The sequence below is a fragment of the Isoptericola sp. 178 genome (genome assembly GCF_030586525.1).
In the GTDB taxonomy this organism is placed as follows: domain Bacteria; phylum Actinomycetota; class Actinomycetes; order Actinomycetales; family Cellulomonadaceae; genus Isoptericola; species Isoptericola sediminis.
The window spans coordinates 43,838-59,158 of the sequence record NZ_JAUQYN010000005.1; the positions used below are offsets into that span (position 1 = coordinate 43,838).

16 protein-coding genes are annotated in these 15,321 nt (G+C 74.9%); 9 read left to right on the forward strand and 7 right to left on the reverse strand.

The annotated features are described in order from the left end of the window. Window positions 1–249 precede the first annotated feature (249 nt). Both Q6349_RS14320 and Q6349_RS14325 read right to left on the reverse strand, forming a co-directional pair. Entirely contained in the window at window positions 250–1,077 is an 828-nt protein-coding gene (locus Q6349_RS14320) for a DUF5926 family protein (RefSeq protein ID WP_304604660.1), read from the reverse strand. 63 nt (window positions 1,078–1,140) lie between these two features. Beyond that, window positions 1,141–1,554, reverse strand: coding sequence for a VOC family protein (locus tag Q6349_RS14325; RefSeq protein WP_304604661.1), 414 nt, complete (start codon window positions 1,552–1,554; stop codon window positions 1,141–1,143). 139 nt (window positions 1,555–1,693) lie between these two features. Here Q6349_RS14325 and Q6349_RS14330 point away from each other — a divergent pair, with 139 nt between their 5' ends. Beyond that, on the forward strand, window positions 1,694–2,938 hold the full coding sequence (locus Q6349_RS14330; protein ID WP_304604662.1) for a CoA transferase: 1,245 nt from the start codon (window positions 1,694–1,696) through the stop codon (window positions 2,936–2,938). Window positions 2,939–3,002: 64 nt separating this feature from the next. Here the strand turns inward: Q6349_RS14330 and Q6349_RS14335 are convergent, their stop codons facing one another. The 3 genes from Q6349_RS14335 to Q6349_RS14345 form a co-directional block, all read right to left on the reverse strand. Next, window positions 3,003–3,929, reverse strand: coding sequence for a Ppx/GppA family phosphatase (locus Q6349_RS14335; RefSeq protein ID WP_171245916.1), 927 nt, complete (start codon window positions 3,927–3,929; stop codon window positions 3,003–3,005). A gap of 37 nt (window positions 3,930–3,966) precedes the next feature. Next, window positions 3,967–4,347, reverse strand: a complete 381-nt coding sequence (locus Q6349_RS14340; RefSeq protein ID WP_171245917.1) for an SHOCT domain-containing protein — start codon at window positions 4,345–4,347, stop codon at window positions 3,967–3,969. 93 nt (window positions 4,348–4,440) lie between these two features. Then, complete coding sequence (locus Q6349_RS14345) at window positions 4,441–5,838, reverse strand: glutamyl-tRNA reductase (protein WP_304604663.1); 1,398 nt, start codon at window positions 5,836–5,838, stop codon at window positions 4,441–4,443. Window positions 5,839–5,887: 49 nt separating this feature from the next. Between Q6349_RS14345 and hemE the strand changes: the two genes are divergently transcribed. Both hemE and Q6349_RS14355 read left to right on the forward strand, forming a co-directional pair. Next, entirely contained in the window at window positions 5,888–7,003 is a 1,116-nt protein-coding gene (gene hemE, locus Q6349_RS14350) for a uroporphyrinogen decarboxylase (protein WP_304604664.1), read from the forward strand. After that, window positions 7,000–8,448 carry an NAD(P)/FAD-dependent oxidoreductase gene (locus Q6349_RS14355; RefSeq protein WP_304604665.1) on the forward strand — a complete coding sequence of 483 codons (1,449 nt, stop codon included), beginning with the start codon at window positions 7,000–7,002 and terminating at the stop codon, window positions 8,446–8,448. Before hemE ends, Q6349_RS14355 begins: the two co-directional genes overlap by 4 nt. A gap of 22 nt (window positions 8,449–8,470) precedes the next feature. On the opposite strand, the gene Q6349_RS14360 is transcribed toward Q6349_RS14355, so the two are convergent. Then, window positions 8,471–8,920 carry a methylglyoxal synthase gene (locus tag Q6349_RS14360; RefSeq protein ID WP_304604666.1) on the reverse strand — a complete coding sequence of 150 codons (450 nt, stop codon included), beginning with the start codon at window positions 8,918–8,920 and terminating at the stop codon, window positions 8,471–8,473. A 131-nt stretch (window positions 8,921–9,051) separates the two neighbouring features. Between Q6349_RS14360 and hemC the strand changes: the two genes are divergently transcribed. From hemC to hemL, 4 genes are read left to right on the forward strand one after another with little or no spacing between them, the layout of a single operon-like run. Then, window positions 9,052–10,086 carry a hydroxymethylbilane synthase gene (gene hemC / locus Q6349_RS14365; RefSeq protein WP_304604667.1) on the forward strand — a complete coding sequence of 345 codons (1,035 nt, stop codon included), beginning with the start codon at window positions 9,052–9,054 and terminating at the stop codon, window positions 10,084–10,086. Beyond that, complete coding sequence (locus Q6349_RS14370) at window positions 10,083–10,838, forward strand: uroporphyrinogen-III synthase (RefSeq protein WP_304604668.1); 756 nt, start codon at window positions 10,083–10,085, stop codon at window positions 10,836–10,838. Before hemC ends, Q6349_RS14370 begins: the two co-directional genes overlap by 4 nt. Then, a complete protein-coding gene (hemB, locus tag Q6349_RS14375; RefSeq protein WP_304604669.1) occupies window positions 10,835–11,839 on the forward strand; it encodes a porphobilinogen synthase in 1,005 nt (334 codons plus the stop codon). Before Q6349_RS14370 ends, hemB begins: the two co-directional genes overlap by 4 nt. Window positions 11,840–11,879: 40 nt before the next feature. Further along, on the forward strand, window positions 11,880–13,253 hold the full coding sequence (hemL, locus tag Q6349_RS14380; protein WP_304604670.1) for a glutamate-1-semialdehyde 2,1-aminomutase: 1,374 nt from the start codon (window positions 11,880–11,882) through the stop codon (window positions 13,251–13,253). A gap of 73 nt (window positions 13,254–13,326) precedes the next feature. Here hemL and Q6349_RS14385 read toward each other — a convergent pair whose 3' ends face one another. After that, entirely contained in the window at window positions 13,327–14,115 is a 789-nt protein-coding gene (locus tag Q6349_RS14385) for a hypothetical protein (RefSeq protein ID WP_304604671.1), read from the reverse strand. A 244-nt stretch (window positions 14,116–14,359) separates the two neighbouring features. On the opposite strand from Q6349_RS14385, the gene Q6349_RS14390 reads away from it, so the two are divergent. Together Q6349_RS14390 and Q6349_RS14395 are read left to right on the forward strand one after the other, a co-directional pair. Beyond that, window positions 14,360–14,905 carry an HU family DNA-binding protein gene (locus Q6349_RS14390; protein WP_304604672.1) on the forward strand — a complete coding sequence of 182 codons (546 nt, stop codon included), beginning with the start codon at window positions 14,360–14,362 and terminating at the stop codon, window positions 14,903–14,905. A 59-nt stretch (window positions 14,906–14,964) separates the two neighbouring features. Beyond that, window positions 14,965–15,306, forward strand: a complete 342-nt coding sequence (locus Q6349_RS14395) for a metal-sensitive transcriptional regulator (RefSeq protein ID WP_304604673.1) — start codon at window positions 14,965–14,967, stop codon at window positions 15,304–15,306. The last annotated feature ends 15 nt before the right edge of the window (window positions 15,307–15,321 follow it).

Here is a 15,321-nt window from a genome sequence, read left to right on the forward strand (position 1 = left end):
GTCCGTCCGTCGGCGTCGCCGGTGCCGCCGGTCGGCACCCTCGCGTCGCCCGTCCTGGTTCCCCCGTGTTCCGCGTTCACAGCTCCCTGCCTCGTGCGGTGGTCACGACCGTGGTCGTCGGTGGGCCCGGCCGGAGGGGCCGGGCGGAAGTGCAAAGAACTTCCCTCGGAATCCTACGTCCACGGTAGGGGCAGGCAGAGGACCGAGGACCGGTGCGGCGGCGCGCAGCGGGTGAAAATTCGGTGTGGATCAGCGCAGGGTGACCTGGCGGGAGACAATCCCGGCCCGCGCACGACGCTGCGTGGCGTCGAGCGGCTCCTCCACCGCCAGCGCCTCCTCGAGACGGCGGGACAGGTCCTGCACCGGCTCGGTCAGCTCGTCGGCCTCGGTGCCGCGCGGCAGCTCCCACACGGGCACGACCAGGCCGCAGGCGCGGAACATGCCGAGGAACTTGCCCCCGGCCAGGCCGGAGTCCCGCTTCGCGTGCAGGCGCGCGATGGCGTCCACGACGCGGTCCTCGTCCTCGGTCCGGGCCCACCGGACGAACTCGCGGCTCATGCGGCACCAGTAGGCGGCGTCGACACCGTCGAGCTTCACCGTGGGGACCGACTGGGCGGCGGCCTCGTCCAGCCCGGCCCTGATCTCGTCGGTCATCTCGGCCGAGGAGTCGATCCAGTAGTCGTAGCCCTCGTGCACGGTGACCTCGAACGGGACGGAGTCGTCCAGGACGTCTTGGAGGCGCGGGCCGTCGGCGGCGACCTGGAGGTGCTCGGGCAGGACACCCGTCCCCGGCTCACCCTCCACCGCGGCCAGCAGGGCTGCCGCCAGGTCGCGGCTCAGGTCGTCCGAGTTCAGGACGCCCTGCACGCCGAGCAGCACGGTGCCGTCCTCGCGGCGCATGGCGGCCCAGCCGCCGGGCAGCACCGTGGCGACGACGACGTCCTCGCCGCCGTGCTCGGCGGTCATCCGGGCGGGGGCGGTCGCGGACGGCACGATCTCGCGCATCGACACCCAGTCGGCCTCCCCGGGGAGACCCTGGAACGGACGCAGCACGAATTCAGCGGTGGACTTGGCCATGTGCCGCATCCTAACGGGAAGCGGCCGATCCGCCCCGTCCCCGCCCCCGGACCAGAAGCCGGCTCAGCCGACGAGCTCGTCGAACAGCCGCGCTCCGTCCCCGTCCGCGAACCCGATGACGTTGCCGGACGGGTCGGCGTACCAGACGCCGTCGCCGCCCTCCATGAACCCGCGGACGACGCCGCGCTCGTCGTGGTCGAAACCCTCGTAGCGGATCGGCGTCACCCCCTGGGAGCCGAGCTCGTCGACCACCGCGTCCACGTCGTCGACCAGGAGGTGGAAGACCGTGAAGGACGCCGGCGTGTGGTCGTCGCCCTTCGGGTAGACGAAGACCGGCGTGCCGCCGGGCAGGTGGAGGATCAGCATCTCGTCCTGGACGATCTTCGCCTTCAGTCCGAGCACGTCCTCGTAGAAGCTCCGGGCCTCGCCGACGTCCTTGACGGAGAAGCTGGCGATCCCTCGCTGAGCGGTGACCATGGCGCACTCCCTCGTGCCGCGGAGACGCCCGGGGGCCGCCGTCGGCCCGTGCGATGAGGACGCCACCTCCTCCAGCATGCGCCGACCCGGCACGACAGACCGGGTGAAATCGTCGGCCGCGGGTGGGTACCGTCGGACCATGACCTGGCTCGCGGCCACCCTGCCGGTGCTCGACCTGGCCACGGACGCGCTCGGTGTGCTGCGCTCGGCCGCGCGTCGCGCCGGGGCGACCGGTCCGCTGGTCGACGACCCCCTCGACCCGGCCCGCGTCGCCGCCGCGTTCGGCTCCGACCGGCTGCTGCAGATCGACGGCGACCCGGTCGCCGGCTTCGCCCCGCACTCGGGGTTCTTCGCGACGTCCGACGGCTGGGTCCGCACGCACGCGAACTACCCCCACCACCGGACCCGGCTGCTGCGGCTGCTCGACCTGCCCGACGACGCCACGCGCGACGACCTGGCCGCCCGGCTCGCGACGTGCTCGGCCCGTCAGGTCGAGGACGACGCCGCCGCCACCGGGGCGGTCGTCGTGCGGGTCCGCTCCGAGGACGAGTGGCGCGCCTCGGCGCCCGGCCGGGCCGCCGCCGTCGGACCCCTGGTGCGGGTCGAGCCCCGGTCCCCCGGTCCCGCCGCCACGTCCTCGGGCACCCGTGGCGGGCCCGCGCCTCTGGCCGGGCTGCGGGTGCTCGACCTGACGCGCGTCATCGCCGGCCCCGTCGGGACCCGGACCCTCGCGCTGCTCGGCGCGGACGTGCTCCGCGTCGACCCGCCGGCGCCCGCCGAGATCGCCGCCCAGCACCTCGACACCGGCCAGGGCAAGCGCACGACGGTCCTCGACCTGCGGGACCGTGCCGACCACCGGCGTGCGCAGGAGCTGCTCGACGCCGCCGACGTCCTCGTCACCGGGTACCGACCGGGTGCTCTGGAGGCGCTCGGGCTGCGCGTGCCCGCGTCGGTGATTCGCGCCCGGGTCTCCGCGTGGGGCACCGACGGCCCGTGGAGCGGCCGACGGGGCTTCGACTCCGTCGTGCAGGCCGCCACCGGGATCGCTCTGGTCGAGTCGCCCGACGGCGTCACGCCGGGGGCGCTGCCCGCCCAGGCACTCGACCACGCCACCGGCTACCTGCTGGCCGCCGGGGTGCTCGACGGCCTGGTCGACCGGTCTGCGGACGGGTCCGGTCGCGACGTGTCGGTCTCGCTGGCCCGCACGGCGGCCCGGCTGCTGGACGCGCCGGGGCGCGACCCGGACCCTCCTCCCGCTGCCGTGCCGCCGGCGTCGACCACCGTGACCCACGCCGGCGTGCGGACCGCGCGCCCGGCCCTGCCGGTCGACGACTACCCCGCGCCGGCGCACCCCTGGAGCTCCGACCCCCCGCTGTGGGCATGAAATCTGCAGCGCTCGAGTCCCCGAAGCGTGCAGATTTCATGCCCACAGCGGGTGTGGCGCCGGGTCAGAGGTGGTCGAGCCGCTGGAGGATCGCTCCCTCGCGCAGCGCCCACGGGCAGATCTCCACCTCGTCCACGTCCAGGGCACGCATCGCCTCCTCGGCGACGACCGCCCCCGCCACGATCTGCCGTGCACGTCCCGGCCCGATGCCCGGCAGCACCGTGCGGTCCCCCGAGGAGAGCTTCGCCAGCCGCGGTTCCCAGTCGGCCAGGTGCTCCTGCCGCATCCGCCACCGCTCGCCGGTGCCCATCACCTGCCGCGGCATCCCGGCGAGACGTGCCAGGGACCGGAACGTCTTCGACGTCGCCACGGCGTGGTCGGGCGCGGGTGCGTCCCGGACCGGGCCGACCGCGTCCTGCAGCACCCGGCGGGCGTGCTTGCGCAGCCGCTCCACGTCGCGCTTGGCGGGCGGGTCCTCCTCGTAGAGGAACTCCCGGGTCGTGCGGCCGGCGCCGAGCGGCACCGACAGCGCGACGTCGGGCGCCTCGTCGACGCCGCTGGCGATCTCGAGGGACCCGCCGCCGATGTCCAGCAGCAGCAGCCGGCCCGCGCCCCAGCCGTACCAGCGACGCGCCGCGAGGAACGTCAGCCGCGCCTCCTCCTCGCCGCCGAGCACCTCGACGGGCACGCCGGCGAGCTCGGAGAGGTCGGCGATCAGCCGGGCCCCGTTGGTCGCGTCCCGCAGCGCCGAGGTCGCCAGCGCCATCGTGGCCTCGATGCCGTGCTCACGCCCCACCGCCACGGCGTCGCCGACCGCCCCGTGCAGGGCCGCCACGCCCTCGGCGGAGATCGACCCGTCCGGTTCCAGGTAGCGCATGAGACGCACGGTGGTCTTGTGGCTCGCCTGGGGGACGGGCCGGGCACCGTGTCGCGCCTCCATGACCAGGAGGTGGACCGTGTTGGAACCGATGTCGATGACGCCGAGCCTCATGAGGGCAACCTACCGGCGCGGGCCGGCGCACCCTCCGTCAGGAGAGGGCCTTGGCCTTGATCGACTCGAACTCCTGCGGGGTGATCGCTCCCTCGTCCAGGAGCTTCTTCGCGGCCGCGATCTGGTCGGCCGGCGCCGGGTGCGACGCCACCGAGCGGATGTAGTCGTCCGTGGCCGCCTTCGACTCCTTGACCGCGGCGAGGTTGCGCTCGGCCATCCCCCGTCCGCGGGCGATGAGGTAGACGAGCGCGGTCAGGAGCGGGACGAAGATCAGGAAGAGGACCCAGACCGCCTTCCACCAGCCGCTGAGGGTGTGGTCACGGAACAGGTCCGCGAGGATCTGGAAGAGCACGATCAGGTAGGCCATGAAGAGGAAGATCCAGAGGAGGAACCAGATGTAGTCCCAGAAGCTGTCCATCGCCGGCACGTCCTTCCGCGGGTGCGTCGACCGCTCGCTGCGGCCTCGCCGATCACGCTACGGGAGGCGCCCCGCACTCGCCCGACAAAAGCACTATGCGCGTGAGGGGTGTGTTGCCCGAGAGGCCCGAAGGGTCTGCTCCGCGCCGGCGACCACGGCGGCCTCGGCGGCCCGGGCGTCGGCCAGGGCCGTCGCGCGCACCGCGACGATGCGACCGTGCAGCTCGGTGTGCACGCGACGGCGCACGGTCCGGGCGATCCCCTCGAGATCGGCCTCCGTCGGCGACTGCCCGAACGGGGCGAGCTCCTCGACCAGCCGGGCGGACTCCACGGCGACCTCGTGCTCGACCTGCCGCTCGGCCTCGTCGAACAGCTCGACGACCGCGGCGTCGGCGGCCCGCCCCAGCCGGGTCTCCTCGAAGCGCACGGCCGCGTCCGCGACCAGGTCCCGCGCGCGGTCCAGCTCGGCGTGGTCGGTGGCCGGCGCGTTCGCCTTCAGGGTCGACAGGTCGTACAGCAGCACGCCCTCGACGTCGGCCACCCGCGGGTCCACGTCGCGGTGCAGCGCCAGGTCCAGGATCACCAGCGCCGGCGGCTCCGGGGCCTCCTCGGCCCGCGCCGCCGCCCGTTCCCGTGCCCGTGCCACCGCGGCGGCGTCCAGGACGTACGCCAGGGACGCCTCGGGGGCGTCCACGCCGGGCAGGTCGAGCGCCCGTCCACGAGCGCCCGAGCAGGACACGACGACGTCGGCGTCCTCGAGCGCCTCGACCAGCGCCTCCAGGTCGGTGGCGACGGCCTCGACGTCGTGCGAGGCCGCGAAGTCCGCCGCCCGTCCCGACCGGGAGTAGACCCGCACGTCGTGGCAGCCGCGGGCGCGCAGCGCCGCCACCGAGGCACCGGCGTAGGCGCCGGTGCCGATGATGACGGCACGGGTCCCGGGGTAGGGCGGCAGGGTCTCCCCGGCCAGGTCCAGGCCCAGCGCCACGAGCGACCGCCCGACCCCGCCGAGCGTCGTGTGGTGACCCACCCGCTTCGAGGTCCGCGACGCCGTCTGGAAGAGCAGCTCGAGGGTCTTCGAGGTGGTCCCGTCGTCGCGCGCGGTCACCAGCGCGCGCTTCACCTGACCGGCGATCTCCCGCTCCCCCACGACCATGGAGTCCAGCCCGGCGGCGACCCCGAACAGGTGCTGGGCCACCTCGGAGCCGGTGCGGACGGTGAACGACCCGGCCGCGGTGTCGGTCGTGACCCCGGAGGACGCGGCGACGAGGTCGGCGACGTGGTGGGTCGCGTGCCGCACGGCGTCGCCGTCCAGCGGGGCGTCCACGTCGAGGTAGAGCTCGAACCGGTTGCAGGTGGAGATCACCACCGCGCCCTGGACCGGGCGGCAGCTGCCCACGACCTCACGACCCACGGAGTGCGAGCCGGACGAGAGGCGCTCGAGCGCGTCCAGGTCCAGCTCGCGGTGGGAGGCGGTGAGAGAGAGGAGTACCACAGTGGCTCCACTTTAAGTTCACCCCGGCGTGGGGGCAGAATCGTCAACCGTGACATCCCCCACGCCGAGCGTCAGCAACCTGCCGTCCACCCATCCCCTGGTCGACGGCCGCACGTCGACGTCCCCCCTGGTCAGGGCCCTGCGTGGTGACCGGCCGGAGCGCACCCCCGTCTGGTTCATGCGCCAGGCCGGGCGCTCCCTGCCCGAGTACCGCGAGGTGCGGCAGGGCATCGGGATGCTCGAGTCCTGCCTGCGGCCGGACCTCGCCGCGGAGATCACGCTGCAGCCGGTGCGCCGGCACGGCGTGGACGCGGCGATCTTCTTCAGCGACATCGTGGTGCCCCTGAAGCTCGCGGGCGTCGACGTGGAGATCGCCTCCGGCGTCGGCCCGGTGATGGACCGCCCCTACCGGACGGCCGCCGACATCGACGAGCTCGTCTCGCGCGACCTGGACGAGACCGCGCTGGCCCCGATCACCGAGGCCGCCGCGCGCACGGTCGCCGAGCTGTCCGACGGGCCCGGCTCCACCCCGCTCATCGGGTTCGGGGGTGCGCCGTTCACCCTCGCCGCCTACCTCGTCGAGGGCCGGCCCTCGCGGGACCACCTGGCCGCCCGCACGCTGATGCACGCCGACCCGGAGACGTGGCAGCGCCTGACCACCTGGACCGCGGACCTCACCGGCCGGTTCCTGCGCGCCCAGATCCTCGCCGGCGCCAGCGCCGTGCAGCTCTTCGACTCCTGGGCGGGCTCGCTGTCCCTGGCCGACTACGTCGCGCACGTGGCGCCGTCGTCGACGCGGGCCCTGCGGCACGTCGCCGACCTGGGCGTGCCGGGCATCCACTTCGGCACCGCGACCGGCCACCTGCTGCCCGCCATGCGCGACGTCCTCGTCGCGGCCGGGCTGACCCACCGCACCGTCGGCGTCGACTACCGCACCCCGCTGGACGAGGCCGCCGGCCGGCTCGGCGACGACGTCCCCCTGCAGGGCAACATCGACCCGGCGCTGCTCGGCGCCCCCTGGCCCGCGCTGGAGGCGCACGTCCGCGACGTCGTCGACCGCGGGCGCGCGGCACCGGCGCACGTGGTCAACCTCGGCCACGGCGTCCCGCCGACCACCGACCCGACGGTGCTCACCCGCGTCGTCGAGCTCGTGCACTCGCTGTGAGCCAGCAGGTGGACGCCGTCGTCGTCGGCGGCGGGATCGGGGGCCTGGTCGCGGCCAGCACGCTCATCGACCGCGGCCTGCGGACCGTCGTCCTGGAGTCCTCGCCCCGGCTCGGCGGACCGATCCGCGGCGGCTCCTTCGAGTCCCTGCCGCGGGTGCCGGTCGACCTCGGTGCCGAGTCGTTCGCCTCCCGGGGGACGGCCGTGGCCGACCTCGCCGGCCGGCTCGGCCTCGAGGTCGTCGCCCCCGCGCCGCTGTCCGCCTGGGGCTACGCCGCGGGTCGTCCGTTCCCGCTGCCCGCCGCCGGGGTGCTCGGCATCCCGGCGGTGCCCTGGGCGTCGGACGTGCGCCGCGTCATCGGCTGGCCCGGCGTCGCCCGGGCCGCCCTGGACCGCGTGCTGCCCCGCTTCGTGGGGGCCGGGGCCGACGACCTCGGCACCCTGGTGCGCGCCCGGCTCGGCGCCCGTGCCACCGACCGGCTCGTCGCCCCGGTGGCCACCGGCGTCCACTCCGCCCCGCTGGACCGCCTGGACGTCGCGGCGGTCGCCCCGGGCCTGCGGGAACGGTTCGCCGTCGAGGGGTCGCTCACGCGCGCCGTGGCCGACCTGCGGGCCGCCGCGCCGGCGGGTTCGGCGGTCCGCGGCATCGCCGGCGGCCTGCACGGGCTGGTCGAGGCGCTGGCCGGGCAGATCGCCGCGAGCGCCGAGGACTGGACCGACTCCCCCACGACCGACGCCACCGGCCCCATCCACACCACGCTGCGCCTGGGCCACGAGGTCGTCGGGGTCGAGCGGGCCGACGACGGCGGCTGGGTCGTGCGCTCGCGGGCCACCTCCGCGCAGGTCCGGGGCGGCCACGGCTCGGTGCACACCACCATCGCCGAGCGCCTGGTGGTGGCCACGCCCACGGTGGCACCCATGCTGGAGCCGTGGACCGGTGTGGTTCCCGTCCCGGAGCAGGGTGCGGACGTCTGGCTGGCGACGCTGCTGCTCGACGCCCCCGAGCTGGACGCCGCACCCCGCGGCTCCGGGATGCTCGTCGCCCCCGACGCCGGGCCGGTGCGGGCCAAGGCCATGACCCACTCGACGGCGAAGTGGCCGTGGCTGGCCGAGCGCGTCCGCGCCGCGGCCGGCGAGGGCATGCACGTCGTCCGGCTGTCCTACGGCCGGCTCGGCGAGCCCACGGTCCCGCCCACGGCCGAGGAGGCCGCGCGCGACGCCGCCGAGCTGCTGGGCGTACCCGTCGCGGACCGCGTGGTCGACCACCTGCTGCAGCGCTGGGACGGCGCGCTGCCGCCGCCGACCCCCGCCTACCGCACGGCGGTGGCCGACCTGGGGGCCGCCGTCGGCCGGACGCCGGGGCTCGCCACCACCGGGGGCTGGGTCGCCGGGACCGGCCTCGCCGCGATCGTCACGCACGCCCAGGCGGCCGTCGCCGGGCTCTAGGCCCGGCCCGTCGGCCTGCGGGTCACTCGGCCGGTTCGCCGCCCACCCAGCCGCGCTGGTCGATGACCGGCCGACGGGCGCCGTAGTCCTCGTGCATCAGCGGCGAGGAGATCATCATGTCCGCCGTGGCGACGTTGCACGCCATCGGCGCGTTCCAGACCGCCGCGAGGCGCAGCAGGGCCTTGACGTCCGGGTCGTGGGGCTGCGCCTCGAGGGGGTCCCAGAAGAAGATCAGCATGTCGATCGTGCCCTCGGCGATCTTGGCGCCGATCTGCTGGTCGCCCCCGACCGGGCCGGAGAGCAGGCGGTTCACCGGGAGCCCGAGCTCGAACTCGAGCATCGTCCCGGTGGTGCCGGTGGCCCAGAGCTGATGGCCGGCGAGGGTGTCGCGGTTGAACTCCGCCCACCGCAGCAGCTCGACCTTCTTGTTGTCGTGCGCCACCAGGGCGATGTCGTGTCGGACGGCCTCCATGGAGCGCTCCTCTCCGTCGGGGCACCCCCGTGCCCCCTGGTGCTCATGCTGTCACGAGGGCACTGTGAGATCCGCCGGAACAGGGCCGTCCGGGTTGTCCCGGACCCCTCGGTTCGCGAGAGACTGGACGGGTGAGCACCCTCGACGTCACCCACCTGCGCCTCGGCACCCGGGCCAGCCGACTGGCGACCACGCAGTCCGGCTTCGTGGCGCGCCGCCTGACCGAGCTGCTCGAGCACCCCGTCGAGCTGGTCCACGTCCGGACCGCCGGGGACGCCGACCGCACGACCTCGCTCTCCCAGCTCGGCGGCACGGGCGTGTTCGTCGCCGCGCTGCGCGAGGCCCTGCTCGACGAGCGCTGCGACGTCGCGGTGCACTCGCTGAAGGACCTGCCCACGGCCCAGCCCGCCGGTCTGACGTTCGTCACGCCGGAGCGGGAGGACCCCCGCGACGCGCTGTGCGCCCGCGACGGGTTGACGCTGGAGACGCTGCCCCGCAACGGCCGGGTCGGCACCGGTTCGCCGCGCCGGGCCGCCCAGCTGCAGGCGGCCCGGCCCGACCTCGAGATCGTCGACATCCGCGGCAACGTCGAGACCCGGCTGGCCCGGGCGCTCGGCGAGGAGGCCGACCTGGACGCGGTCGTGCTCGCCTTCGCCGGGCTGAGCAGGCTGGACCGCACCGAGGTCGTCAGCGAGGTGCTCGACCCGTCGGTCGTCGCCCCGGCGCCCGGGCAGGGCGCCCTCGCCGTCGAGGCCCGCGCCGTCGACCTCGCCGACGGCGCGCTCGCCCAGGCGTTCGCCGCCCTGGACCACCGGCCCACCCGGTTGGCGGTGACCGCCGAGCGCGGGGTGCTGGCCCGTCTCGAGGCCGGGTGCTCGGCCCCGATCGGCGCCCACGCCCGCCTGGAGGACGGCGAGCTCGTCATGTCGGCCGTCGTCGGACGGGTCGACGGTGCCGAGCAGCTCACCCACACGGCCCGGGTCGCCGTCGGGCCCGACCTGTCCGACGCCGACGCGGACACGGCGGCCCGCGCGCTGGGCGTCCGGGTCGCCGAACGGCTGCTCGCCGACGGCGCCGCGCGGCTGGCACCGCTGACCGCGGCACCGCCGTCCCGCGGCGACACCGACCGGACGCTGACCGGGACGGACGACCCGGAGGTCCCGTGACCGCCCCGGACGTATGTCCCCCGCTGACGGGACGGTCGGTGCTGCTGCCGCGCTCGCCGGAGCGGGCGGCCGGGCTGGCCGGGCTGCTGCGCGACGCCGGGGCGGACGTCACCGTCGCCCCGGTGATCACCCGGGCGCCGGCGCACGACCAGGAGGCCCTGCGCGGGACCGTGGCCCACCTGCACGACGGACGGTTCGTCTGGACCGTGATCACCAGCGTGAACGCGGTCGACGCCCTGGCCGGGGCCGCCGCCCGCCCCCTCGCCGCCGCACCCACCCGGTGGGCCGCCGTGGGCCCGGCCACCGTCCGCGCGCTGCGGGCCGTGGACGTCGACCCGGAGCTGGTGCCCGGGGACGCCTCGGCCGACGGGCTCGTCGCCGCCTTCCCGCACGCCGACGAGGAGGGGCGGCCCGTGCTGCTGCCGCTCGGCGACCGCGCCCGCCCCACCCTGCGCGACGGTCTGGCCGCCCGCGGCTGGCACCCCGAGGTGGTCACCGCCTACCGCACCGTGCGCACCGCGCTGCCGGCGGACGTCGTCGGCCGCCCCTACGACCTGGTCGTGGTCACCTCGGGTTCCGTGGCCCGAGAGATCGCCGCCCAGCTCGGCACCGCCGCACCCGTCGTCGCGATCGGCCGTCCGTCGGCCGACACCGCGCACGAGGTGGGCCTGACCGTCGCGGGCGTCGCGTCCGCACCGACCGACGACGGCCTCGCCGCCGCCGTCACGACCGCCCTGGAGCAGAACTCATGAGCACGTCCGGCATCGTCTACCGGCCCCGCCGTCTGCGCACGACACCGCGGATGCGCCGGCTCGCCGCCGAGACCCGGCTGCACGCGGCCGACCTCGTGCTGCCGCTGTTCGTCAAGGAGGGGCTGACCGAGCCCGCGCCGATCTCGTCGATGCCCGGCCAGGTGCAGCACACCGAGGCCACGCTGGCCGACGCGGTCGCCGCCGCGGCCCGCGCGGGGGTCGGCGGGGTGATGCTCTTCGGCATCCCCGCCGAGCGGGACGGCCGCGGCACCGCCGGCGACGACCCGGACGGCATCCTGCAGCGCGGGATCCGGGCCGCGCGCGCGGCCGTGACCGCCGTCGAGGCGGAGACGGGGCGCCCCGGCCCCGTCGTCATGGCCGACACCTGCCTGGACGAGTTCACCGACCACGGCCACTGCGGCGTGCTCACCCCCGAGGGCGTCGTCGACAACGACAGCACCCTGGAGCGCTACGCGACGATGGCGGTCGCGCAGGCGAAGGCCGGCGCCGAGGTGGTCTCGCCGTCGGGCATGATGGACGGCCAGGTCGCCGTGATCCGTGACGCGCTGGACGACGCGGGCTTCGAGGACGTGTCGATCCTCGCCTACAGCGCCAAGTACGCCAGCGCCTTCTACGGCCCGTTCCGCGAGGCCGTCGACTCCGCCCTGCAGGGCGACCGACGGACCTACCAGATGGACGCCGCCAACTCCCGCGAGGGCCTGCGCGAGGCCGACCTGGACCTGGCCGAGGGGGCGGACATGGTCATGGTCAAACCCGCCGGGACCTCCCTGGACGTCCTGCGCGGCGTCGCCGACCGTGCCGACGTGCCCGTGGCCGCCTACCAGGTCTCCGGCGAGTACGCGATGATCGAGGCGGCGGCCGCGAACGGCTGGATCGACCGCCGCGGTGCCGTCCTGGAGTCGGTGCTGGCCATCAAGCGGGCCGGCGCCGACGTGATCCTCACCTACTGGGCGCACGAGATCGCGGACTGGCTCGCCTGACCCGGCCGAGCCCCCGCCACCACCGAACGGAAGGACCACGATGACGGACACCGCAGGCTTCGGCCAGGTCGAGACGGCGCTCGTGGGCGCCACGCCCCCGGCCGACAACCACTCCGCGTTCCTGCGTGCCCAGGACGCCATCCCCGGCGGGGTGAACTCCCCGGTGCGCGCCTACGGCTCGGTCGGCGGCGACCCGCGGTTCCTCACCTCGGCCCGCGGCCCCTACGTCACCGACGTCGCCGGGCGCGAGTACGTCGACCTCGTCGGATCCTGGGGCCCGGCCCTGCTCGGGCACGCCCACCCCGAGGTGGTGGCCGCCGTGCAGGAGGCGGCATCGCGCGGACTGTCCTTCGGCGCGCCGACGATCGGCGAGGTCGAGCTCGCCGAGGAGATCCGTCGGCGGGTCCCGGCCGCCGAGCACGTCCGGCTGGTGTCCACCGGCACCGAGGCGACGATGACGGCGGTGCGGCTGGCGCGGGGCGTCACCGGACGCCCGCTGGTCGTCAAGTTCGCCGGTTGCTACCACGGGCACGTGGACGCGCTGCTCGCCGAGGCCGGGTCGGGCGTCGCGACGCTGGCCATGCCCGGGTCGGCCGGGGTCACCGAGGCCGCGGCCGCCGAGACCCTCGTCCTGCCGTACAACGACCTGGACGCCGTCGAGGCGGTGTTCGCCGCGCACGGCGACCGCATCGCTGCCGTCATCACCGAGTCGGCCCCCGCGAACATGGGTGTCGTGCCGCCCGCCCCGGGCTTCAACGCCGGGCTGCGCCGCCTGACCTCCCAGCACGGGGCGCTGCTCGTCCTGGACGAGGTGCTCACCGGGTTCCGCGTCTCCGACGCCGGCTACTGGGGTCTGGCCCGGGCGCAGGGCGAGGACTGGACCCCGGACCTGTTCACCTTCGGCAAGGTCGTCGGCGGCGGCATGCCGGTGGCCGCGCTGGCCGGCGCCGCGTCGGTCATGGACCATCTCGCCCCGACCGGCCCCGTCTACCAGGCGGGCACGCTGTCCGGGAACCCCGTCGCCGTGGCCGCGGGCCTGGCGACGCTGCGGCTGGCCGACGAGCTCGTGTACGACCGGGTGTCCGAGGTGGCCGACACCGTGTCGACGGCTCTCGAGGAGGCCCTGGACGCCGAGGGCGTGCCGCACCGCGTGCAGCGCGTGGGGTCGCTGTTCTCGGTCTTCTTCGGCGAGGCCGCGGCTCGCGACGGCGTGGCGTCGTTCGCCGACGCCCGGGCCCAGGACGTCTTCCGCCACCGGCCGTTCTTCCACGCGATGCTCGACGCGGGCGTCAACCTGCCGCCCTCGCTGTTCGAGGCGTGGTTCTGCTCGGCGGCGCACGACGAGGAGGCGGTCGGCCGCATCCTCGAAGCGCTGCCCGCGGCGGCGCGGGCCGCGGCGGCCGCGACGGCCTGACCCGGCTCCCGAGCACCCGTGCCCCGGTACCCACGGCGGGTACCGGGGCACGGTCGTCCCGCGCCGACGACGGTCAGCGGGCGCCGACGCCGTCGGTCCCGGTGGCCGCCGTGGTGCGGTTGGTCGGCGCGACGACGATCCGCACCGTGCCCGCCTTGCCCTTGCGGATCCGGGTGACGACCTCTCCGCCCGTCCCGGTCGTGACGTACTTGACGGTGCTCCAGCTCGCCGCGCCGTCCGGCTTGAACTGGATCGCGACCTCGACGCCCTTCCTGCCCCTCCACGTCCCCTCGTACGACGTCGAGGACTTCCAGACGTTCTCCTTGACCGTCCCGCGGACCTGGACGTAGGCCCGGGAGCCGCTCTTCCGGTAGGCGTCCGTGCCCACGATCTTGCGCGCGTTGCGCAGGTACACGGTCGTCAGGTGGTCGTCGAACGGGTAGAGCAACGAACCGCCGTACACGGGCGCCGTCTCGGCCCCCACGGCGAGCCGCTGCGGCGCGAGGCGGTCGTACTTGCGGAAGACGACGGTGGTCTTCTTGGTGGTCTCGACCGTGTCGGTGAAGTCGGCCCAGGAGAACTGCCAGTCGCCGTTGATCGACTCGGCCGTCGCGTAGCCGGCGTCACCCCACCACCCGGTGAAGGTGCCGGGCCCCGAGAATGCCAGCCTGGCCGTCACCGGGATCTTGGTGTAGCCCGCCCGGTTGATGGTCACGTACTTCGGTGTGGTCACCGTCATGCGGACGGACCGGCCCTCGGTGTCCGAGTCGGTGACGGATCCGGATCCGGCGGTCGCCGGTGCGGCGACCCCTCCGACGGCCAGCAGGGCGCCCACCACGGACGCCACGATCATGCGCTTCATCGACGCTCCCTGATCTGCCGCTCGGCACAGCGCTCGGGCGGCGGCTCAACATAGCGCCACCGGGGCGTGAACGGCCAGGTCATGCCCCTCTTTCACCCCGTCGCGCCCCGACGGGTCGCGACGGCAGGGCGGCCCGGCGGGAGGACCCGTCCGCGCGATCCTGGTGACGACCAGCACCCTTGGGTACGTTGGGTGGATCTCGGGGGCCCCGGCTCCCTCGACCGGTGCCAGGAGAGGATCAGAGATGAACAAGTCCGAGCTCGCCGCGGCCGTCGCCGAACGCACCGAGAGCACCCCGACCCAGGCGCGGCGGCAGGTCGACGCCGTCCTCGACTCGATCATGGAGAGCGTCTCCGCCGGTGAACGCGTCTCCTTGCTCGGCTTCGGGACCTTCACCGGCGCGGAGCGCCCCGCCCGGACCGCCCGCAACCCACGCACGGGCGACACGGTCGAGGTCCCGGCCGCCGTCGTCCCGCGCTTCCGGGCCGGCTCGGGGTTCAAGGCGCGGGTCTCGGGCGGCGACCCCGCTCCCGCCACGAACGGTGCCTCGACGGACACCGCGAAGACGGCGCAGGGCACCAGGTCGGACCAGGACGCGACGTCCGGCACCGGGAAGACGGCGGCCACGGACGCGAAGGCCGACACGGGCAAGAAGAACAAGAAGGGGAAGAAGGCCAAGAAGGCCAAGACGGCCGGCAAGGGCAAGAAGTCGGCCAAGGGCGCCCCGAAGGGGGCCTCGGGCAAGGACGCGAAGAAGTCCGGGAAGAGCAAGAAGTCGAAGAAGAAGTGACGGCGGACCGTGCCCGGAATCACCCTTGACCACATACCCCCGGAGGGTATGCTGGAGCCATGACCGAGACAGCAGCGCCCGACCCGACCACGGCGGTCGGCGTGGACGAGCACGACGGCCCGCACGGGTACGCCTCGGACAAGGCGGCGTACCTCAAGCGCATGCGCCGCATCGAGGGCCAGGTCCGCGGCATCGCCCGGATGATCGACGAGGACGTCTACTGCATCGACATCCTGACCCAGGTGTCGGCCGTGACGAAGGCGCTGCAGTCCGTGAGCCTGGCGCTGGTCGAGGACCATCTCAACCACTGCGTCGTCGGGGCCGCCCGCGAGTCCGACGAGGCAGGGGCCGCGAAGGTCAAGGAGGCGACCGATGCCATCGGACGCCTCGTCCGCAGCTGATCCGAGGAGACCGAG